Origin of the sequence: Vibrio sp. La 4.2.2 (assembly GCF_027586995.1) — a bacterium.
In the GTDB taxonomy this organism is placed as follows: domain Bacteria; phylum Pseudomonadota; class Gammaproteobacteria; order Enterobacterales; family Vibrionaceae; genus Vibrio; species Vibrio mediterranei.
In genome coordinates this window covers 287,447-309,230 of the sequence record NZ_JAPPTJ010000004.1, presented here as the reverse complement: position 1 = coordinate 309,230, position 21,784 = coordinate 287,447, and the positions used below count along the sequence as shown (strand labels likewise).

At 43.1% G+C, this 21,784-nt stretch carries 22 protein-coding genes; 14 read left to right on the top strand and 8 right to left on the bottom strand.

Annotated elements, in window-relative coordinates:
* Positions 1–12: 12 nt before the first annotated feature.
* The 3 genes from OH456_RS10800 to uxuA all read left to right on the top strand — a co-directional run bounded on the left by OH456_RS10800 (position 13) and on the right by uxuA (position 3,921).
* Complete coding sequence (locus tag OH456_RS10800) at positions 13–1,812, top strand: glycoside hydrolase family 2 protein (protein WP_236109304.1); 1,800 nt, start codon at positions 13–15, stop codon at positions 1,810–1,812.
* 81 nt (positions 1,813–1,893) lie between these two features.
* Positions 1,894–2,643: an FCD domain-containing protein gene (locus OH456_RS10795; RefSeq protein WP_006070325.1), complete on the top strand. Its 750-nt coding sequence runs from the start codon at positions 1,894–1,896 to the stop codon at positions 2,641–2,643.
* Between the two features lie 96 nt (positions 2,644–2,739).
* Complete coding sequence (gene uxuA / locus OH456_RS10790; RefSeq protein WP_038227448.1) at positions 2,740–3,921, top strand: mannonate dehydratase; 1,182 nt, start codon at positions 2,740–2,742, stop codon at positions 3,919–3,921.
* 61 nt (positions 3,922–3,982) lie between these two features.
* Here uxuA and OH456_RS10785 read toward each other — a convergent pair whose 3' ends face one another.
* On the bottom strand, positions 3,983–4,714 hold the full coding sequence (locus tag OH456_RS10785; protein ID WP_006070327.1) for a sulfite exporter TauE/SafE family protein: 732 nt from the start codon (positions 4,712–4,714) through the stop codon (positions 3,983–3,985).
* Between the two features lie 243 nt (positions 4,715–4,957).
* The gene (locus OH456_RS10780) at positions 4,958–5,101 is read right to left on the bottom strand and encodes a hypothetical protein (RefSeq protein WP_006070328.1); all 144 of its coding nucleotides are present in this window, start codon (positions 5,099–5,101) and stop codon (positions 4,958–4,960) included.
* 255 nt (positions 5,102–5,356) lie between these two features.
* Here OH456_RS10780 and OH456_RS10775 point away from each other — a divergent pair, with 255 nt between their 5' ends.
* The gene (locus tag OH456_RS10775) at positions 5,357–6,013 is read left to right on the top strand and encodes a cupin domain-containing protein (RefSeq protein ID WP_270033451.1); all 657 of its coding nucleotides are present in this window, start codon (positions 5,357–5,359) and stop codon (positions 6,011–6,013) included.
* Between the two features lie 45 nt (positions 6,014–6,058).
* Here OH456_RS10775 and OH456_RS10770 read toward each other — a convergent pair whose 3' ends face one another.
* Positions 6,059–6,778, bottom strand: a complete 720-nt coding sequence (locus tag OH456_RS10770; RefSeq protein WP_062456181.1) for an SDR family oxidoreductase — start codon at positions 6,776–6,778, stop codon at positions 6,059–6,061.
* A 233-nt stretch (positions 6,779–7,011) separates the two neighbouring features.
* Between OH456_RS10770 and OH456_RS10765 the strand changes: the two genes are divergently transcribed.
* Positions 7,012–7,515, top strand: coding sequence for a L,D-transpeptidase family protein (locus tag OH456_RS10765; protein WP_006070331.1), 504 nt, complete (start codon positions 7,012–7,014; stop codon positions 7,513–7,515).
* A gap of 87 nt (positions 7,516–7,602) precedes the next feature.
* Here OH456_RS10765 and OH456_RS10760 read toward each other — a convergent pair whose 3' ends face one another.
* Positions 7,603–7,746 (bottom strand): hypothetical protein, encoded by a 144-nt coding sequence (locus tag OH456_RS10760; RefSeq protein WP_270033450.1) that lies wholly within the window; start codon positions 7,744–7,746, stop codon positions 7,603–7,605.
* A gap of 182 nt (positions 7,747–7,928) precedes the next feature.
* Here OH456_RS10760 and OH456_RS10755 point away from each other — a divergent pair, with 182 nt between their 5' ends.
* Positions 7,929–9,707 (top strand): SgrR family transcriptional regulator, encoded by a 1,779-nt coding sequence (locus tag OH456_RS10755; RefSeq protein ID WP_270033449.1) that lies wholly within the window; start codon positions 7,929–7,931, stop codon positions 9,705–9,707.
* Here OH456_RS10755 and OH456_RS10750 read toward each other — a convergent pair.
* Both OH456_RS10750 and OH456_RS10745 read right to left on the bottom strand, forming a co-directional pair.
* Positions 9,677–10,303, bottom strand: a complete 627-nt coding sequence (locus OH456_RS10750; protein WP_006070334.1) for a hypothetical protein — start codon at positions 10,301–10,303, stop codon at positions 9,677–9,679. The genes OH456_RS10755 and OH456_RS10750 overlap by 31 nt on opposite strands.
* 98 nt (positions 10,304–10,401) lie before the next feature.
* A complete protein-coding gene (locus tag OH456_RS10745; RefSeq protein ID WP_270033448.1) occupies positions 10,402–11,277 on the bottom strand; it encodes a DMT family transporter in 876 nt (291 codons plus the stop codon).
* A 226-nt stretch (positions 11,278–11,503) separates the two neighbouring features.
* Here OH456_RS10745 and OH456_RS10740 point away from each other — a divergent pair, with 226 nt between their 5' ends.
* Positions 11,504–11,989, top strand: a complete 486-nt coding sequence (locus OH456_RS10740; protein WP_252039215.1) for a GNAT family N-acetyltransferase — start codon at positions 11,504–11,506, stop codon at positions 11,987–11,989.
* Between the two features lie 20 nt (positions 11,990–12,009).
* Entirely contained in the window at positions 12,010–12,894 is an 885-nt protein-coding gene (locus OH456_RS10735; RefSeq protein ID WP_270033447.1) for a LysR family transcriptional regulator, read from the top strand.
* 25 nt (positions 12,895–12,919) lie between these two features.
* Here the strand turns inward: OH456_RS10735 and OH456_RS10730 are convergent, their stop codons facing one another.
* Positions 12,920–13,396, bottom strand: coding sequence for an SRPBCC domain-containing protein (locus OH456_RS10730; RefSeq protein ID WP_031493465.1), 477 nt, complete (start codon positions 13,394–13,396; stop codon positions 12,920–12,922).
* A 280-nt stretch (positions 13,397–13,676) separates the two neighbouring features.
* Here OH456_RS10730 and OH456_RS10725 point away from each other — a divergent pair, with 280 nt between their 5' ends.
* Together OH456_RS10725 and OH456_RS10720 are read left to right on the top strand one after the other, a co-directional pair.
* Positions 13,677–14,555, top strand: coding sequence for an NAD(P)-dependent oxidoreductase (locus OH456_RS10725; RefSeq protein WP_270033446.1), 879 nt, complete (start codon positions 13,677–13,679; stop codon positions 14,553–14,555).
* Between the two features lie 201 nt (positions 14,556–14,756).
* Entirely contained in the window at positions 14,757–15,779 is a 1,023-nt protein-coding gene (locus OH456_RS10720; RefSeq protein ID WP_270033445.1) for an MBL fold metallo-hydrolase, read from the top strand.
* A 50-nt stretch (positions 15,780–15,829) separates the two neighbouring features.
* Here OH456_RS10720 and OH456_RS10715 read toward each other — a convergent pair whose 3' ends face one another.
* The gene (locus OH456_RS10715) at positions 15,830–16,486 is read right to left on the bottom strand and encodes an HAD family hydrolase (protein WP_031493809.1); all 657 of its coding nucleotides are present in this window, start codon (positions 16,484–16,486) and stop codon (positions 15,830–15,832) included.
* 471 nt (positions 16,487–16,957) lie between these two features.
* Between OH456_RS10715 and OH456_RS10710 the strand changes: the two genes are divergently transcribed.
* The 4 genes from OH456_RS10710 (at position 16,958) to OH456_RS10695 (ending at position 21,752) form a co-directional block, all read left to right on the top strand.
* A complete protein-coding gene (locus OH456_RS10710; protein WP_006070342.1) occupies positions 16,958–18,850 on the top strand; it encodes a PTS mannitol transporter subunit IICBA in 1,893 nt (630 codons plus the stop codon).
* A gap of 131 nt (positions 18,851–18,981) precedes the next feature.
* Positions 18,982–20,130 (top strand): mannitol-1-phosphate 5-dehydrogenase, encoded by a 1,149-nt coding sequence (locus OH456_RS10705; protein ID WP_270033444.1) that lies wholly within the window; start codon positions 18,982–18,984, stop codon positions 20,128–20,130.
* A 50-nt stretch (positions 20,131–20,180) separates the two neighbouring features.
* A complete protein-coding gene (locus OH456_RS10700) occupies positions 20,181–20,714 on the top strand; it encodes an MltR family transcriptional regulator (RefSeq protein WP_088879014.1) in 534 nt (177 codons plus the stop codon).
* 270 nt (positions 20,715–20,984) lie between these two features.
* Positions 20,985–21,752: a DeoR/GlpR family DNA-binding transcription regulator gene (locus OH456_RS10695; RefSeq protein ID WP_270033443.1), complete on the top strand. Its 768-nt coding sequence runs from the start codon at positions 20,985–20,987 to the stop codon at positions 21,750–21,752.
* Positions 21,753–21,784: the final 32 nt, after the last annotated feature.

Sequence of the window (21,784 nt, the reverse complement as noted above, 5' to 3'; positions counted from 1 at the left end):
AGTTTAAGTAAGATGCTAGAACGTTCTGAACTTGCTGAGAATGCGATTAATTGTTTGCATGACGAACAATACGATGTGCCTTTCAATCTACAGAATTTAAACCATAGCAATATGTTGTTTATGGGGGGACGCAACACTGAGTCTCTTAATGGACATTGGAACTTTGCGGTTGACCTTTTAGATACAGGTCTTCGTCAACGTTGGTATGACATGAAGCCGATGCCAGCAGAGCAAAGAATTGAACCTTGGGACTATGACCCATACGTCGGCGAAACCATTCCAGTACCTTCGTGTTGGCAAATGCAAAAGGAGAAGTGGTATTTCTTCGAAGGCAGTGCTTGGTATACCAAATCTTGGGACTATGAAGAGTCTAATACGGATGAGCGTGTATTCTTACGTGTTGGTGCTGCACAATATGACTGTAAGGTATTCTTAAATGGCGAGTTTCTAGGTAATCACTATGGTGGTTCCACGCCATTTTTCGCTGAGTTTACGGGTAAATTAAACCAGGGCCGTAACTGGATAATGTGCTGCGTAAACAATACTCGCACCCTAGACCGAGTACCAATGCGCAATACCGATTGGTTCAACTACGGTGGTATATACCGTGATATCGAGATTGTAAGAACCCCAAAAGAGATCATTCGAGATTTACATGTCTACTTAGTACCAAATGGTCAATATAACTTGGTGCATGTTGACGTAGAAGTTGAAGGTTCACAGTCTGAAATAACCTTTGCAATTGAAGAGCTGGGTATCAATGAGAGACTGTCAATTGTAGATGGAAAAGCAACAATAGAATTAAGCGTTGAGCCTGAGCTTTGGTCTCCAGAAAGTCCGAAGCTGTATGATGTTTCAGCAACCTACGGGAATGATGTCGTCACAGATCGTATCGGTTTTAGACAGGTCGAAGTTAAAGGTACTGAAATCTTTGTTAATGGTGTGAATACTTTCTTACGTGGTATCAGTGTCCATGAAGATGACAAAGAGATAGGCAAGGTTGTTACACCGGAAGACCTAAAGCGTCGATTCCAGCATGCGAAAGAGCTGAACTGCAATTACATGCGATTTGCGCACTATACGCACCACGAAATGGCGACCAAAATGGCTGATGAGCTTGGTTTCCTTATCTGGGCTGAAATACCAGTATATTGGGCGATAGATTTCGAAAATCCAGCAACTTACCGAGACGCTGAAAACCAACTACTAGAGATGATTAAGCGTGACCGTAACCGCGCAAGTATCATTATGTGGTCAGTGGGCAATGAGAACGCTGATACGGATGCGCGCTTAGAGTTTATGTCTGGTCTAGTTCGTACCGCGCGTGACAATGATCCTTGTCGTCTAGTTTCTGCTGCTTGTTTGGTTAACCATGCGAAGAACAAGATTGAGGACCGTTTAGCTGAGCATCTAGATATTATTGGTATCAACGAGTACTACGGTTGGTATGAAGAAGTGTTTGATGACCTTATCGAAATCGGTGAAAACTCTAATCCAGGTAAACCGGTTGTTATTTCGGAGACTGGTGCTGATGGCTTCATTGGTGAGGGTGCGCCGAAAACCGGCTTCTTCAGCGAGTCATACATGACAGATGTATACAAAAAGCAAATCGAATATCTGGAAAAACTGGATTACATTAAAGGCATTTCGCCATGGATTCTTTATGAGTTCCGTGTGGAACGTCGCCAGAACATGTTCCAGAAAGGTTGGAACCGTAAAGGTCTCATCTCGAATGACAAATTTACGAAAAAAGAGTCATTTACGCTACTTGCTGACTTCTATGGCAAGTTGAAACAAGAAAGCTTGAAATGACATATAATTGGTCAACCAATTGGTTGACCAATTTAAACCAAGTGATATTATTAACCTAAGACCAATTTATAAGACGATGCTATGAATATCGCTATTACTGCACCTAAAAGACTGTATCAAGAAATCGGACTTGCGCTTCAAGAGCGTATTCAATCAGATGAATTCAAAATAGGGGACAGACTGCCTCCTGAACGTGATATCGCTGAAGAGATGGAAGTGAGCCGATCTGTGGTGCGTGAAGCGATTATCATGCTAGAGCTGCAAGGATTAGTTGAAGTTCGCAAAGGCTCAGGCGTTTACGTCAACGCAAAGCCCTCTGCTGATGCTCAGCAATCTCAATTGGCAACGCTTAGGGCAAATTCTGATATTGGTCCTTTTGAATTACTTCAAGCTCGACAAGTACTCGAAAGCCAAATCGCCAGTTTTGCAGCGATGCATGTGACGAAAAACGATATCAGTCGCCTCAGAGAGGCATTAGATACTGAGCGTCAACAGTTGGAAACAGGTCATGGGGATTACGATGGTGATGAACTATTCCATTTAACCATTGCAGAAGCGTCTCAAAACAGTGTTCTTAGTGATATTGTTAAAGATCTTTGGATGCGCCGCGATGAGAGTTCAATGTGGAGACAGTTGCACTCACGTATCACTAACATGAATTATCGTACCGCTTGGTTAGACGATCACGAAAAAGTGTTGCTTGCCCTTCAACGTAGAGATCCTGAAGGTGCAAGAGAAGCAATGTGGCAACACTTGGAAAACGTAAAACAAACGTTATTTGAATTATCTGACGTAGATGATCCGCAATTTGACGGCTTCCTTTTCCGTTAGTTAAAAATAACAATTTAGCTCTTCAATAATAATAACGACTAGTGAGTATGAAATTATTCGCTACGCACTAGTCTTGTCCAAAGATAGGTAATTAATATGGAACAAACATGGCGTTGGTATGGCCCTAATGACCCTGTATCACTAGATGATATTAAACAGGCGGGAGCAACTGGTATTGTAAATGCTCTGCACCATATTCCAAATGGTGAAATTTGGACAAAAGAAGAAATACTAAAGCGCAAAGAAATAATTGAAGCAAAAGGCTTTGTTTGGTCGGTTGTAGAAAGTGTACCAGTACATGAAGAAATTAAGACTCGCTCTGGTAATTATCAACAGTGGATTGATAACTACAAGCAATCGCTAATCAATCTTGCTGAATGCGGTATTGATACGGTGTGTTATAATTTCATGCCGGTATTAGATTGGACGCGTACAGATTTGGAATATGAATTAGCTGATGGCTCAAAAGCACTGCGTTTCGACCAAATCGAGTTTGCAGCGTTTGAACTATTTATTCTAAAACGTCCAGGCGCGAAAGCTGAATATACCGAACAGGAGCAAGCGGATGCCAAGGCGTGTTTTGACGCTATGTCTCAAGCTCAGATCGATAAGCTAACGTCTAACATCATTGCTGGATTGCCTGGTGCCGAGGAAGGGTACACACTTGAAGAGTTTCAAGCGCGCCTAGATACCTATAAAGGCATCGATAAAGAGAAGCTGCGCGAACACATGGTGCTGTTCTTACAAGAGCTGATTCCAGTTTGTGAGCAGTATGGACTTAAGTTGGCGGTTCACCCTGATGATCCACCGCGTCCGATTCTTGGCCTACCACGCATTGTGTCGACGATTGAAGATATTGAAGCGTTAACGACGGCAGTGCCGAGTAAAATGAACGGTATCACGATGTGCACAGGTTCGTATGGTGTTCGTGGTGACAATGACTTGGTGAAAATGATCGAATCATACGGAGATCGCATTTACTTTACGCACTTACGCTCTACTCAGCGTGAAGATAATCCGATGAGTTTCCATGAGGCAGCTCATCTGGAAGGCGATGTCGATATGTACAATGTGATCAATGCGTTGTTGAAAGAAGAGAACCGTCGACTAAGCACCGGCGAGACTCGCATGATTCCAATGAGACCAGACCATGGTCATCAAATGATCGACGATCTGAAGAAACAAACCAACCCAGGTTATTCTTGTATCGGTCGTTTGAAAGGGCTGGCTGAGATCCGTGGTGTGGAACTCGCTTTGAAGCGCGCATTTTATATGTAATGGCTCCATCATTCGTATACTAAAAAAGAAGGAGGCGTTTGCCTCCTTTTTTGTTTTGTTGTTAATGAATTAGACCTTGAACAATAGCGGTAACACCACTGAGTGAACATAATGCCAGTGCGCCAATACGGATCTTCTCTTTTGGTAGAGAATGAGTAGTCATTAAAGCCAATTTATAGCCTAACCATGCTGCTGGGATAAGCGGTACTGTGATATACAAATGATGTAGTGTTAGGAAGCCTATCGGCGCTTGCACGACTAATGACATGATCGAACTGAATACAAAGAAAGCGGACAAATTGCCTCTTAATTGGTTCGCCTCTTGGTGCTGGAGTAACAAAGCCATCGGTGGCCCTCCAATGGCACTGCTGGTACCAAAAAAGCCGGAGAAGAATCCAGCGACCCCCATTCTGGTAGGTGTTGGCTCTATTCTGAATGGTAGCAGGCTAACTACAACTGCGAATACTACTAATACCCCTAACCACAGAGATAGAACCTGTGTGGAAACGTACAGAAGCAGCGCAGCTCCTGCAATCGAGCCCGGTACACGGCCAATCATGGCCATTTTTAATCCGCCGATTGCAATATTAGAGCGATGTTTCGCAGCATTAAGTAAAGAGATAAATAATGCAACCAAGCAGATAGGGGCCGGTACATAGTCAGGAGATACTTGGAACAGCAGTGGTGCAGCAACGATCGCTAACCCAAATCCAATGGCAGTTTGTACAAACGAACCCAAAAAGATCAGCAACATCGCGATAAGTGCCGTGTGACTAAACCAGTCAGCGAGCATGGGACTTCCTTTATAAAGAACAACAATACAACAGCGGTGCTGCTATTGTATACAATTGTCATCGCGCAGACACGCTAAAAGTAACAAAATATTTAAAATAGATGATGTTAAGAATTATTATATGAAGTGATATAGATAATAAAAAAGGGAGCAGTAATGCTCCCTGAAATATTAAGCAACTAAAAGAAGTTAAAAATGAATGCCGCTAATATTCCCTCATTCCTTGCGAAGTATTATTATGTCCTATTCAGAGCTTTCTAACCCAGTGCAGAGCAGTAATTCTGTCGCTAAAGCACCAGTACTGAAAGTAATACCAGCTACAAGTAGTACAATGGCATATTTGCTTGCTATGATGCAGAGGCCAATGGTATTAATTATCTTCTCCATATCGCTTCTCCTTTGAAACGTGAACAGTATTTATCTGCTATTTATTTTATGTCATTGGTAGAATATTAATTGCGACGTCAAGCTATATATTGAACTTTATCTTTGAACTAATTGTATAAAAAGCGAGTAGGTCATAAATTTACAACTACTTACAATGACAAGTCTGGGAATGTAATTTGATATATTGAAATGTTTGTACGTGTTTTGAAACAAATATCTTATAATTAAATCATCAATCAACAAGGGATACGTTGTATGTTGAATATGGATTTCTCCCAAAGAGTTGTTATCGATACATTGACTATGGAATGGATCGCTTCTCCCGCAAATGGTGTTAATCGGAAGCCTTTAGAACGAGAAGCCGCTGAGTCAGGTCATGTTACTAGCATCGTTGAATACCTCCCAGGAACTCGGTTTAGTCAACACTCGCATCCACTGGGTGAAGAGATATTGGTATTAGAAGGTGTGTTTTCTGATGAAACGGGAGATTACCCAGCAGGCACATACCTTCGAAACCCTCCGGGTAGTTCACACGCGCCATTTAGTAAGCAAGGGTGTGTCATCTTGGTGAAACTCAATCAGTTTGATGAGAGTGATCTCAAGTCTGTTAGAGTTGATACGACCCAAGCAGAATGGCTACCGGGGATAGGTCAAATGGAAATTCTGCCTCTGCACTCCTTCAATCAGGAGAATGTTGTGCTATTGCGTTGGAATGGTCCGGATAACTACCATCCACATGGTCATTTTGGTGGTGAAGAATTGTTCGTTATAGAAGGGACCTTGATAGACGAGCACGGAGAGTACCCCAAAGGAACATGGACGCGAAGCCCTCACGAAAGCCAACATACACCTTATGTAAAACAACCGACAACTATTTGGTTTAAGACCGGCCATTTACCAATCAAAAAATAAGGCGACAATAGATTGCCGCCTTACGCTTTTCAACAGCAAGTCTTATTAAGGCTGTTGACGTGTTGGTGCTAATACGATTTCACGAATACAGACGTTTTGAGGTTGTGAGTAAGCAAACTCAACCGCACGAGCCACATCATCTGCAGCTAACACGCCACCCATCACTTCTTTCCACTCATCGTAGCCGTCTTTAATTTCTTGAGAAGTAGTATGTGAAAGAAGCTCAGTTTCTACAGCGCCGGGTGCAATAGTAACAACACGTACGTCTGATTCTGCTACTTCTTCACGTACGTTTTCTGATATTGCGTGAACGGCAAATTTAGTACCACAGTAAGCAGCGTGATTGCCGAACGTCTTGCGACCTGCAATGGAACTGATGTTGATAATAGTGCCAGAGTTACGAGCTTTCATTGGTGCTAGCACCGCTTGCATGCCGTTTAGTAGACCTAGTACATTAACGTCAAACATGGTTTTCCACTCTGCAGAGTCTTGCGTATCGATCTGGCCAAGTAGCATCATGCCGGCATTGTTGATAAGAGCATCGGCAGGACCAAACTGCGCTTCAGCTTTAGCGATTGCAGCTTCAAACGTAGCTTTGTCAGTGATGTCGACTTTTTCACACAGTGTGTTAGGAAGTTGCAGTGCTTCAAGTTTTTCTACACGACGAGCCAAAAGCAATAGTGGGTGACCAGCGTCACTTAAACGACGAGCAATCGCTTCACCAATACCAGAACTCGCACCTGTAATTACAATCAGCTTTTTCATTTGTTCACCCTCTAAGTGTTATTTGTGATTAGACTTCTTTTTCGAAGATGTGTGTATTGTAGTAGATGAATTATTGTTGATATATGGGGATTTAATTGAAACTGTGTTGTCATATAGCAACAATGAAAACTAACCTTCTGTTCCTATACTAAAAAAGATATGCACCTAAACACCTCGTTGGATCGTGTGTCAGAAAGGGTTAAAATTCCTGTCAGTTGTTAGGGGACGAACTGATGTATAAGTGGTTATTAGTTGTATTGGTTATAGTGGGGCTGCCATTTCGGTCTTTTGGTCTGGAGATCTCTCCAGATGTCAAAATTGATAGAGTAGAGGTAAAGAAATCAGCAAGGCGAATGTACTTGATGGATGGCGATACTGTTATCCGTGAGTATAGGATTGCGCTTGGTAAGAATCCTAGAGGGCATAAAATCCAAGAGGGTGATAATCGAACGCCGGAAGGAAAGTACTATCTCGATTTTGTTATGGACGATTCCGCTTTTTATCGCTCCATGCACATTAGTTATCCTAACCTGAGAGACAAAAATCGTGCAAAGAGTTTGGGTGTCGCGCCTGGCGGCAACATTAAAATTCATGGGTTGAAGAACAACAATACTAAGCCACCTCAATTCGTACAAAGTTTTGATTGGACTAATGGTTGTATTGCCATTACTAACGATGAGATGGATGAGCTTGTTTCTTTAGTGAAAATAGGCACGCCTATTTATATTCGATGGTAATGAAGTTAGTCGGAATAGCGACAGCAAGCTTATGGTTGCGGGGGTGGAGCATAAACATAATGGATCTTACCGTCGCTAAATTCTTGGTTACATGTAGTTGCAGGTTTGGGCCAGTCGAATCAACGTTTCTGATTTGAATTTGGATCTACTGCCGGCAAGTTGAGCCAAGTAGTAGTCTCGCAATGGACGTTTTGCATCTTGTTTTGCTTTAGGCTTAGTGTGTTTCATCATGTTCCTCCAGCCTGAGTTTGCTTCAGAATCTGAACTCATTGTCGGTTAAAATGCGGCAGTTAAAAACAGAGTTATTTTTGTCTCAAATGTTCCTTATAAGTAAAGCTCTGGCGATTAATCTATGAATGCGGGCTTAAATTGCTAAAATAAGGAACATTACTAAGACGAATTGGTACCTGTTTTTGGAAAGTATTAACCTTTACCGTTACTTTAAGCGCCTAGAGGCTTTTGAAGTCGGTCATCAGCATGCAGTGACACTTTCTGACGTCGCAGAGCGTTTCTTTTCTAGCCCGAGGCACACGCGTTCGATCCTAAAACACCTAAGCCAAGCGGAATGGATTACTTGGGTGCCCAGAGCGGGCCGAAACCAGCGCTCTACACTCATTCGATTATTGTCTGAAGGGGAGGTTAAACGTCGTATTGCTTCTCAATGGGTTAAAGAGGGTAAGTATGATCGGGCTCTGGAATTTTTAGATAATGATCAAGTGGCGTTTGGTCAACTGCTACAACAAACCTCAGGTGCAAAAATCACTGAAGGACGTGTCAATGTCCAACTGACCTATAACCGACCATTAACTCGATTAGTTCCTCATATTCCACATCGAAATAGCGAACGATTCTTGAATCGCCAGCTCTATAGTTGTCTGGTTTCAATGGATAAAGCTGGCGAGCTCAAACCAGATGTGGCGCATCATTGGGAAGTGGACCCGTCGTTTCAAGTTTGGACGTTCTACATTCGACCTTCCGTGTTTTTTGACAACGGTGACCAGATTGATGCAAAGACGATTAAAAGCTTATTGTTGCAACTTCAGCAACATCGCTACTATGCGAATGAGCTCGACCATTTGGAATCCATAGACGTTAAGCCCCCCTATGTGATGACCATCAATCTTAGCCGTCCTGACAGAGGGTTTGCCGCGCTGCTCACCGATCTTAAGTATTCGATACAGCCACCAGAGCGATTGGCACAGAATGATCGAAACATAGTCGGTAGTGGTGTCTTTTCACTTAATAACCATTCAGAACAAGTACTCTCCCTCGTTGCTAATGAACAGTATTTTGGGCTAAGAGCCTTAACCGATAATGTTACGATTTGGTCTTTGGATGGCAGTATAGAGAAAGTGACTGAGCGTGATGCAGCATGTGCGCACCGTGTTTCACCCACAATTAAGCGTATCGAGCCCTCATCTAGGTCGACTATATCCCATCCCGCCATCGACTTTGATCAGAATGAATTGCTCAGTGCCACATCACGAGCAAGAATTGAAGATGGTTGCCTGTTTCTCCTCTTTAATCAGTATGGTAGAGCACTTACTTACCCTCAACGACGTTGGTTTAGTGAAACCTTATGCGGTGAAAATGTCTGGCACCAGTTAACGCTGGATCAGCGTACCTTCGGTGCGGAAATAGCGAGTAATTTCTTTCCTTTCTGGCACAACGTTAAGCGAATTCATACCGCTCAGCCCGTTGACCTACCTGAAACTATTCAGATAGCTTTCTATGCTCATCCCGGTGTTTTACGAAGCGCTGATGCCGCGAAGAAGATTCTTGAGCGACAAGGGGTGAAAGTAGAACTCAACTTGTACAAGTTTCATGAGTTTATTGAAAAAGCTATGGCAGAAGGGTTTGAAGAAGAGCTTATTATGAGCAGCTTAAACTTAGATGATAATAGGCAGGTGTCGGCTTTATTGTTTTTCCTTAGTGACCCCGTACTTCATTCTGCAATTGGTAAACAAGCCAGTGATTGCCTTATTTCGGAGATTGACAAGATTAGGGCGAGTTCAAAGCCAAGTGATTATTTAAAACAGTTAGAACAGCTAGGTTCGCTTTTGATACATGAAGGGTTAGCCAGCCCAATGTTTCATCATCGTCAAACATTGAGCTTTCATGGCATCTTGAAAGGTGTGGAAATCACGACTTGGGGCTGGCCTCAATTACGTGATGTTTGGTCTGTAGATTGAACCTCGTGCGCTGCTAAGCGTTCGGTTAGCACCTTTTGATTGGCTGTGGTCGTTTCTAACGATTCTGCCGTTTGATGGATCGCACTGGCCATTTTGGACACGTTTCGTGTGGCGTGAATAATGGTGCCTTGCATTGGACGAAGAATTAACCAGTACGCTGCAATCAAAGCCAGAACAATGGCGAAGACAAGTAGAGCAAGCAATAACAACACATTAAATCGAACGTCGTAGGCAAATTTTTTGGTGCTGTTGGCGATGGAGTTTTGTGATTGTTCTAAAGCGCCCGGTAAGGCAATAAGTGATTGTTTGGACATCTCAGTGAGTTCGTTGATGTTATCCATGGTATCAACGAGCACTTGTCGTTGTTCCTCATTCAAGCTTTCATTTTTTGACAGTAAAGTTAACGATGTCGCCAAATTATCGATGGCAACTGCAGAGCGTTCAATGGACTGTTCGATTCCCTTAAGATCTAGCATCATTTTAATATTGACTAATGGCTCCTCTAGCTCGCTCGGCTCTGTAGTTTCTGAGGTCGCGGCAAAGACGCTTTGCAATGGTAATAGAAGGGTCAGGGCGATAGTTAATAACGTTTTCATGGGTATCCCAAGCAGAATAAGTGACTATTTTAATGCTACTAACTTAGTTCAACTTTAAGGTAGATACCAATTAACGTTTTGTATCCTATCTGTATTTTCTATTTACGTTGCAACTTAAACCAAGACACTAAACCTATTCCGCCCAATATAAGAAAGGTTGATAGGAGCGACATGGCAGACACGGTTTCACCGATAAATAGCCAACCAAGAACCATAGCAATAACAGGGACTGTTAGCTGCAGTAATGACGCATCAAGCACATCGATCTTCGGAAGCAGTGAGTACCATAAAAAGTAACCTACAGCAGAGGCGAGCGAACCCGATAACACGGCGTAAAGAGCACCGGATGCATTGAATAGAATCGACTCTGAGCTAACAAATAGGCTCAAAATAAAATAGAGAATCATGAATCCACTGGCCACGAGAAAACCTTGTTTAGTGGCTAAGATAGGAGATGGGACGCTTTTCCCTAATATTGTGAAGATACTCCAACAAACCCCAGATAAGACCATCAGCACAGTGCCGACAACAGAAGGTTGAGATGCGGACGGTAATAGTAATGAAGCAAAACCGGTTAACGCGATGGCAATACCCACCATCTCTAACTTGGATATTTCATGGCCACCGATTCGGTGATAAGCGATCAGTGCCAATTGTACGGTGCCAAACAAGATTAAGGCGCCAGTCCCAGTATCAAGCGTGATGTAAGCAAAAGAAAATAGCAATGCATAGCCAAAAAGTGACAAGCCTAGGGAGAGTGATTGACATTGACTGAGCTTAAGTGAGCTTTGGTTTTGTCGTTGGTCGTCCAATAGATAGCTAAGGGCAACCAAGGTGACTGCTCCACTGACTAAGCGAATTAAAGTAAACCCTACTGGATCGATGACCTCGGTTCCCAAAGCGAATCGACAGAATAGAGAGTTAAGCGCAAATGCCGTCATGGCGGTGAGCGCCAAAGAGAAGTTTTTGTTCATCGGGCTTCAATCAGTTACAACCGAGTCATTATCCTAACGGTCAGAGTCCTTTCACGGAATAACCAATAACTTATATATTATGTTTTTCACTTCCATCTAATCAGAGTTACTCTGCATAATTGTATAACTATCACTTTTTATCATGATTAACTAAACTAAATATCACTTTTATAGAGCTTTAAAGCGGCATACAGTGAAAAGGCATTTAATAGAAGTAGAGAACATTATGAAAGTCGAAATAGTAAATGCGATGCCAAAGTACGATGAGGCGTTGTGTGCTGTGATTCAGTCCGTGGGAGCCGAGTTTGGCGCAGTGGGCGAAGGGTTTGGTCCTTCGGATCCAGAAGTGTTAGCAATGAGCGAAAACTACAGTGAAGTAAATCGCAGTTTGTATCTTGTTGCGTTAGTGGATGGCAAGGTAGTTGGAGGTTGCGGATTAGCACCATTTGGTGATCATCAAGACGTATGCGAGCTAAAGAAACTTTTCTTACTACCTGAAACTCGCGGGCTTGGATTAGGTAAGGAGTTAGTGCAGCAATGTTTAGCGTTCGCGACTGAACAAGGCTACGCATCTTGCTACTTGGACACACTCACTTCCATGTCGGCAGCAGTGAGATTGTACGAGAACTTTGGTTTCACACATTTAAACGCACCCTATGAAGGTACGCTGCATAACGGTTGCGATGTTTGGATGCTTAAGTCTCTACCGTAAAAAAGGAAATCGCGTTACGGATGATAGGACACAACTACAAGTTATTGCGACCACTGCAAGCTCTACTTGAAACACGTAGCCTCACTGAAGCTGCAGAACGGTTGCGAGTAACTCAGTCGGCGATGAGTAGAAATCTCACTCAACTAAGAGCGGAGTTTTCTGACCCTCTGTTAATTCGAGAGGGAAAAACATTCGTGCTCACGGCGCGTGGGGAGTCGCTTAAACGAGCGCTACCTCATGTTCTTAGCGCCATTGAAGGCTTATATTCAGACAGTTCGATTGAGCCCAGTGAAATAAAGCGCACCTATCGAATAGCGTATTCAAGTTTTAGTTCATTATCGCTGGTAAAAGACTTGAGTTTGGCGTTGATGAGTCAAGCGCCGAATGCCTCCTTCAGTATGGAATTGTGGCAACATCGGGATATTGATGAGTTGTCCACGGAGGATGTCGATATACTGATCACCCCAGCACACCGGATCCCGGACAACATTTATGGGAAGCGCATTGCTGACAACGACTATGTTGTTGTTAGGTCTAAAGAGCATCACAAGTCTCAACAGACGCTTTGTCTTGAGCGATACCTTGAGTCTCGGCATGTCTTACTGCATTTGGTGGCGAATATTGATCTTGAGGTGAACGAGTTTTTTGCCAACTTATCGGTAAAAAGAAATGTAGCGTTAACGTTGTCGAGCGCTCGCGAAGCTCTGGACGTTGTACGAGAAAGTGATTTATTGGTAACGCTGCCTAAGTATCTTGTAGAAAGATTGCCAGACAAATCCGACTTTGACATTCACCCGCTGCCATTTTCATTGCCGTCACACTGTTACTATTTACTGTGGCATGCTAAATGGCAAAATGATGTGGCTCACCGTTGGTTACGCGACACAGTGTTTTCGCTGTTGTAGACGCTGCGTGTCTTCTGTGATTTGGTTATCCTTTTGCTTGCTCACATAGTAGATGCAACCATTGTTGGTGATGAGCCGCCACTTGTTTGGTCACGAATCTACCGGTTAGCCAACGGAGTCCACCTCGCTGAGTTGATTCAGTGACAATGCGGCAACCGTTGTCGCAAGGACTTAATAGCCAAGCGTGGTACATATCAACGCCTCCACATTTCCCTTTCCAGGCAATACGCTCGTGAGGGATATATTCCACTACCGTACATTCAAAGCTCATGGTCTTAGTGATCCAGTTGAACATCGTTCCTTTGTGAAGCTCACGCGTGTCACCTTTTGTTATCTGAACCGCAGTTTTTCTATGGTGCCAATTAGGCCAACAAGGCGCTTGAACGATACAAGCCCATATCCGTTCACATTCTGAAGGTACGACAATCTCTTCCTTAACGTGTACGGATGAGTTTTTAGGATGGTAATAGTCAGGCCAATGAATCTCTGTTAACTCGCTCATGCCTATCTGTTTTCCCGTGTTAATGAGCCTTTGTTAACTATAGTCACGATATACAGGCCGTCATAGAAATTGGCTAACGTTGAACGGAGTCTTCATAAAGATTCTGTTATCAGAACGTAATGAAAAACTGCTTTTGTATGATTATATGCTCAATTTTCGAGTGGTAGATCTCATTATCTAGCATTGATCACAAAATCTCACCGGAGATTGATTGCTTAACCCAAACAGAGCATATATGATTAACTCAAATAGTCATACAATAGTATTTTAGGAGTCACACATGACAAAACCAGTCATTGGTTTCATCGGCCTAGGCCTTATGGGCGGTAACATGGTTGAGAACCTTCAAAACCGTGGTTACGAGCTAAACGTAATGGACCTAAACAAAGACGCTGTTGCTGCTTGTGTAGCTCGTGGCGCTAAAGAAGCAACAACGGCAAAAGAGCTGGCTGAAAACAGCGACATTGTAATGCTGTGTCTAACCACTTCTGCAGTAGTAGAGAGAGTCGTTTATGGTGACGAAGGCATCCTAGCTGGTATTAAAGAAGGTTCAACACTTATCGACTTTGGTACCTCTATCCCTGCTTCCACTCGCAAGATTGGCGAAGAGCTTGCAGCTCGCGGCGCTGGTATGATCGATGCGCCACTGGGTCGTACTCCTGCTCACGCGAAAGATGGTTTACTAAACATCATGGCTGCCGGTGATATTGACACGTTTAATAAGGTAAAGCCTGTTCTTGATGAACAAGGCGAAAATGTATTCCACCTTGGTGCGTTAGGCTCAGGTCACGTGACTAAGCTAGTGAATAACTTTATGGGTATGACCACTGTAGCAACGATGTCGCAGGCATTCGCTGTTGCGAAACTAGCCGGTGTTGATGGCCAACAGCTATTCGACATTATGTCAGCAGGCCCATCTAATTCTCCATTTATGCAGTTCTGTAAGTTCTACGCCGTAGACGGCGAAGAGAAATTGGGTTTCTCCATTGCTAATGCAAACAAAGATCTAGGCTACTTCCTAGAAATGGTATCTGACCTAGGTACTGAGTCTTTGATTGCTGAAGGGACTTCTAAGAGCCTACAAGCAGCGGTTGACGCAGGTCTAGCTCAAAACGACGTGCCAGTAATCTTCGACTACTTTACTCAACTTAAGAAGTAACGGTTTGCGACTAAGTTAATTGAGCCCCGCTATCAAGCGGGGCTTTGTCATTTTTACTTGGGAAATAATACAGACTCCACCTCTAGCAATTGTTACAGTTTGGTCAATTTAACGACATATAATGTTCGTGTATTTTGCATCTCGATGTCATTTTGGCAGGCAACACTGAATGAACATAATCAGCTACAAGGAAAGTCATGTATGCCAGTGTTGTTATCTCGCAGTGTAAAAGCGCTGCCATTTACCCGCAAAGCTAAGCTTCAACCATTCACCAATACCGAACTCATCTACAATCCCTCTTTCAAAGATACGCTAGCGACACTGCGTTCATATTTAAATGTGGATAAGCTAATCTACTCTCAGGTTCCTAGCATTCCGGTTGAAACGATTAGACGTGAAAGCATTGAGTCAGATACAGGCGATTGTGTATTTCGCTTAGGACACTCTGCGGTGTTAATGAAAATAGACGGTAAAGTGTTGCTCACTGATCCTGTATTCAGCGACAGAGCATCGCCTTTGTCTTGGGTTGGTCCTAAGCGTTTTCACCCCTTACCTATCTCTTTAGAAGATCTTCCTCGCATTGATATCTGTTTAATCAGTCATGATCATTATGATCACCTTGATAAACAAACCATTAAACAACTTCATGAACGAGTTGATCAATTTCTTGTACCGAAGCGTGTTGGACACTATTTACTTGGCTGGGGGGTGGCGCGAAATAAAATCCAAGAATTGGATTGGTGGCAGTCGGAGAGAATTGGGACATTGACGTTTGTTTTCACTCCAACTCAACATTTCTCTGGTCGTTCCTACAAAGAGCGTGATTTGTCGTTGTGGGGAAGCTGGGTGATACAGGGTAGTGAATCAAATATTTACTTTAGTGGTGACTCTGGTTATTTCAGTGGTTTTCGCGATATTGGTGAACGTTATGGTCCCTTTGATTTAACGTTGATGGAAACGGGGGCTTATGATGATAGGTGGGCCGGTATTCACATGTTTCCAGAGCAAAGTGTTCAAGCGCATATCGATGTAAAAGGGAGTGTCATGTTGCCCATTCATAACAGCACGTTCGACCTCTCTTTCCATGCTTGGAATGAGCCGTTAAAACGCCTAGTTCGAGAAGCTAGTGAACGCAATGTAAATGTCGTATGTCCGAAAATTGGAGAAAAGGTACTCATACGAGAGTTGAGTGCAACTGAGAATCAACAGGTTTGGTGGGATTAACCAATGGTATCTTGGTTGACACCATTGGTTTGCGTAATCACCGACGTTGTTTAAGAACTCGTTTGGCTACGAATGAGGTCGGTGACCTGTTCCAATGACTCGAATAAATAGTCAGCTATTTCAGCGATGTCTTTTTGGGGTGGTGTGATGTCTGGAATCATCGCTGCCTGGCATCCAGCATCTTTTCCTGCGCGCATGCCATTATTCGAATCTTCCAGTACCAAGCATTCACTTGGAATCAGGTTAAGGCGTTGGCATGCCATGATGTAGCAATCTGGCCTAGGTTTACCATTTTGTACATCTTCTGCGGTAATTATGGTATCGAATTGCTCAAGGTAGTCTGAGTTTTGAAAGTTATGTTTTACTTCAGGCAAATGGGAGGAGGTGACGAGTGCAGTGATAAGATTGAGTTCCTTAGCCGTTTTGAAAAGCTGGTGGAACCCATGTTTGTAGTCTATTCCTTGTTCTCTTGTTTCATGAAAATGTTGGTCGCGAATGACCTTGTATGCGGCTAAGTCAAATCCTTCACCAAAGTGCTCACACAACATTCGTTCACAGTCAGGGTCTTGCACGCCAATAAAACCTTGATAGTAGTCGTCGGTTAATTCATACCCCATCTGGGTAGCCGCGTATTGCCAACTCTTTTTGTAGACCGTTTCCGTATCGAATATCAATCCGTCCATATCAAATAAAAGTGCGGAGATCATTTAGGTAATCCTCTTAGGTTTCACGTTTTGTTTTTATAGCGCTACTTTGTCAGAGATTAAATGAAAGTCAAAAAACATATCTGTAATAAAATTACATTATGGCGATTTTTGACTGTTTGTTGAGCTATATTGGTCGGCTTTAAGTAGGGTTAGATGAGCATTCTGAGTGGTAATTTAATCAAAATGTGACTTGAGTCTCTAATTATTTTATGTGTGACGGGTCAATAAGTGTGACGCTGATCAACAATAAATGAGATTCATTATCAATAAAGCTGCTGTGTAATTTATCAACGCTGTAATTACGTGATCCATATCACTTGTTATTGTTGTTTGTGGTTTTTGTGTGGTGATTTGGATCACAAAAATGCCGTCATGCTGACTTTTGGAAATCTTGTGTTACTTTTTAATGGACTTTTGAATAACAACTTTTGGTCCAAAGGGACTACTTTTTCTGATAACGAGGATGACCTTATGCTATCTCCTGAAGCGAAAATCAAAGTACAGAACTTTGGTCGTTTCCTCTCCAACATGGTGATGCCAAACATTGGCGCATTCATCGCTTGGGGTTTGATTACGGCACTATTTATTCCAACCGGATGGATTCCAAACGAAACTTTGGGTTCGATGGTCGGTCCGATGATTACTTACCTTTTACCGCTATTGATTGGTTATACCGGCGGTAAAATGGTTGCTGGCGACCGAGGTGCGGTTGTTGGTGCTATCACAACAATGGGTGTGATTGTTGGTACAGATATCCCAATGTTTATGGGTGCAATGATTGTAGGTCCACTTGGCGGTCTAGCGATTAAGAAGTTTGACCAAGCAGTTGAAGGTAAAGTTAAGAGTGGCTTTGAGATGTTGGTTAACAACTTCTCGGCTGGTATCGTTGGTATGCTTTGTGCCATCCTTGCTTTCCTAGTTATTGGCCCAGCAGTTAAGGTACTCTCTACTGCACTTGCTGCGGGTGTAGGCGTAATGGTTAACGCAGGTCTTCTGCCTCTAACCTCTATCTTTGTTGAACCTGCGAAGATCCTGTTCCTAAACAACGCGATCAACCACGGTATCTTCTCGCCACTTGGTATCCAACAAGCCGAAGAAATGGGTCAATCAATCTTCTTCCTGATTGAAGCGAACCCAGGTCCAGGTCTAGGTCTACTACTTGCTTACATGTTCTTTGGACGCGGTAATGCTAAAGAGTCAGCACCAGGTGCGGCGATCATCCACTTCTTTGGTGGTATCCACGAAATCTATTTCCCATACGTGCTAATGAACCCACGTCTGATCATCGCAGTGATTGCTGGTGGTATGACGGGTGTGTTCACACTAACGATGTTCGACGCAGGCCTAGTATCTCCAGCGTCTCCAGGTTCAATCTTTGCTGTACTTCTGATGACTCCTAAGTCTTCATTTGTAGGCGTGATTCTATCTGTAATTGCCTCAGCAACAGTGACATTCTTCATCGCATCGCTACTAATGAAAACATCTAAACAAGATGACGAAGAAGAATCTCTAGAAAAAGCTGCAAGCCAAATGGCAAGCATGAAAGCGTCTTCAAAAGGTCAAACTGGTGCAGCTCTAGACTTAGCAAAAGTTCGCAAAATCATCGTAGCGTGTGACGCGGGTATGGGTTCAAGTGCGATGGGCGCAAGCATGCTTCGTAAGAAGGTAGATGCTGCTAACTTAGACATTTCGGTAACTAACTTAGCGATCAACAGCCTACCGGATGACGCTGACATCGTCATTACTCATAAAGATCTGACTGACCGTGCACGTAAACATGCCGCAAACTCACATCACATTTCTCTAAGCAACTTCCTAGATGGTGCTTTGTATGATGGTCTGGTTTCTGACCTTGTGAATGCACAACAAGCGGGTGCTGAGCCAAAAAAGCCTGAAGCACCAGCAGACACTAGCTCAAGCGAAGAAGGAACGCTTAAGCTTTCGAATGAAAATATCTTCTTAGGTATGGAAGCAAAAACCAAAGAAGAAGTTATCAAGTTTGCTGGTGAGCAACTCGTAAAACTTGGTTATGTAGAACCGCAGTATGTTGAAGGCATGTTGGCTCGCGAAGAGTTGGTTTCTACGTACCTTGGTGAGTCGATTGCAGTACCTCACGGCACTATTGAAGCAAAACAGTTCGTCAACAAAACCGGTATCGTGTTCTGCCAATTCCCTGAAGGTGTTCAATGGGGTGAGGACGAAGATGATGTTGCGAAGATGGTCATTGGTATCGCAGCGCAAGGTGATGAACATATTCAAGTTATCACAGCGATTACGAATTCACTTGATGACGACGAAGCTGTTGAATGTTTGAAGTCTACCACTGACGTTGAGGATGTACTTCGCATCCTAAGTGGTAAGTAGCATAAATGGTGATGATCACCATGGCTTTAAGTCATAGCTCCTAAGTGAAACGAGACCAACGCTCCCCCTGTTGGTCTCATTTTTGATTTTGTTTTTTTCTTTTTTTAATGAGTTATTTAGGAAGACGTCTTATGAAAGCACTACATTTTGGCGCAGGTAATATCGGTCGTGGCTTTATTGGTAAACTATTGGCAGATGCGGGTATTCACGTAACATTTGCCGATGTAAACGAAACAGTGGTTAATGCCCTAATCGAACGTCAATCCTACCCAGTAAAAATCGTTGGCGAAGATTGTATTGTAGAGCAAGTTAACAATGTGACTGCCGTAAACTCAACGAGCACAGACATCATTGAGCTCATCGCGACTGTTGATATGGTAACAACCGCTGTTGGCCCTACGGTTTTAAAAATTATCTCTAAATCTGTTGCTCAAGGTATCGAAAAACGTCTAGAAAGTGGCAATACTGCACCTCTTAATATTATCGCATGTGAGAACATGGTTCGTGGCACTAGCCAGCTCAAAGAGATGGTGTTTGAGCATCTATCAGCAGATGCCAAAGCGTTTGCGCAAGAGCACATTGGCTTTGTAGATTCTGCGGTAGACCGTATCGTTCCTCCTGCTGAGGAAGGCGAAACCGATCCTCTGGCAGTAACGGTAGAAACGTTCAGCGAATGGATTGTTGATGAAACTCAGTTTGTTGGCGACATCCCTGCTATTAAAGGCATGGAATGCACGGACAACCTAATGGCGTTCGTAGAGCGTAAACTGTTTACATTGAATACTGGCCATCTAATTACGGCTTACTTGGGTGTGCTTGCAGGCCATGAGACAATTAAAGATTCTATTGAAGACCCTGCGATCTTTGCAGATGTTCAAGCAGCTATGCAGGAAAGTGGTGAAGTATTAATTCGTCGTTACGGCTTTGATGCAGAAGCGCACTCGGCGTACATTCAAAAAATACTTAACCGTTTTGCCAACCCATACCTACGTGATGAAGTAGATCGTGTTGGTCGTCAACCAATTCGTAAGCTAAGCCCACAAGATCGTTTGATCAAACCACTAAACGGTACGATTGAATACGGTTTACCTAACTCTCACTTAATCAAAGGTATTGCGGCAGCATTTCTTTATAAGAATGACGATGATCCACAAGCAGTAGAGCTTCAAGCTATGTTTGCTGAACAAGGCTTTGCTAAAACACTCGCTCATTATTCAGAGCTGAATGTTGATTCAGAAGTTGTTACACTAGCGCACGAAGCGTATCTAGCGCTCAAATGATTCAAGCTGTTGGTGCCACGCAAGTGGCACCCTTTGTATTAAGAGATGTTATGCCACTGCACCCACCTAATGAAACTGAACTTTTAGAGGCGCTGTCTGAAGCGAAAGACGCGAGTGAGTGCCTTATGGCGGCTTATGATGCGATTGATGATACGTTAGATACGCTGATCAATAGTATTTTTCATAAAGACGACTATGCAGTGAAGTACGTGGTGGATCCTCTTCTGACCAACGATGGTCCGCTAGGGGATATTCTCGTTCGGGCTAAGCTACTTTTAGGTCTAGGTGTTATCTCCAAGGAAGTATTCGATGATATCGATATCTTCGTAACACTGCGTGAATGGACCAAGCATCAAGAAAATGATGTGAGCTTTACCGAAAGAGACGTGTTGTTTGAGTTGAACAAAATCAGTGCTATCCAAAAAATGATGCCGATCGAATACGATGAAAGCATGACAGATGGCCTAGATGCGGTGATGCTGGAAATGTTTTTAGAACGCCACTATCAACGCGTTAAATCCACCATTATTCTGGCGATTACCGAGTTGGTTGAAACACTGTGTCGAGATAACCCACTGGTTTAAATAGTGACGAACTTCGGCACTATCCTGTGCCGAAGTTATATTTTTATTTCTATCTCTCCTTCTTTTCTTCTTAGTTTATTCTCAATTTTCCCTCGGCTTTTTTTCAAAATACTACCCATTCTTCGTGATATTATCTTTCGAAACGAAAGTTTTGTGTGTGTTTTTTCATCAGATGAACCCTGTCTTAGATATAATACAGCGGATTTCTTGCGTGATAACTTACGTTGTGAAATAATTTTGCTATCAGTTAAGTTTTGAATCGAAATTAAAATGCGAAAGCGAAATACTCAAGTCAGGCGTCATTCCATTGCTCAACTTGTTAAAGAGCGTGGAGAGGTGAGCGTAGAAGAGCTATCCGCTCTATTCGACACTTCTGAAGTGACGATTCGTAAAGATCTTACTTCTTTAGAAAAGAACGGCCAGTTACTAAGACGCTATGGTGGTGCTGTAGCACTACCTCAAGAAGCCGTAGATGAGGTGCTGAATGAGTCGAGTTTGACGTCCGCCTCGAAAGAGAGCATCGCAGAGGCCGCAGTTGGTCTAATCAATGATCATTATCGAATTGTTATCGATTGTGGCAGCACAACAGGCGCTTTGGTTTCAAGGCTTGGTAGTAAGAAAGGTTTGGTGGTAATGACAAATTCACTGTCATTGGCGAATGCCATCAATGACTTGGAAAATGAACCAACACTATTAATGACAGGCGGTACTTGGGATAGTCATTCAGAATCATTTCAAGGGCAGGTTGCTGAGTCGGTACTTCGTTCTTACGGCTTTGACCAGTTATTTATCGGTGCCGATGGTGTCGATTTAGCGCGCGGCACCACCACATTTAATGAGCTAATCGGTCTTAGTAATGTTATGGCAGAAGTCGCACGCGAAGTCGTGGTAATGATTGAATCCGAGAAAATAGGCCGAAAAATTCCTAATCTAGAATTAGCGTGGGATGCCATTGATGTCGTCGTTACAGACAAAGGTTTAACTAACGAGCAGAAAGCTCAAATTGAATCGAACGGCGTAAAGGTGATTTGCGCTTAACAAAATTACTCCCTCCATCATTGATTTGCTTG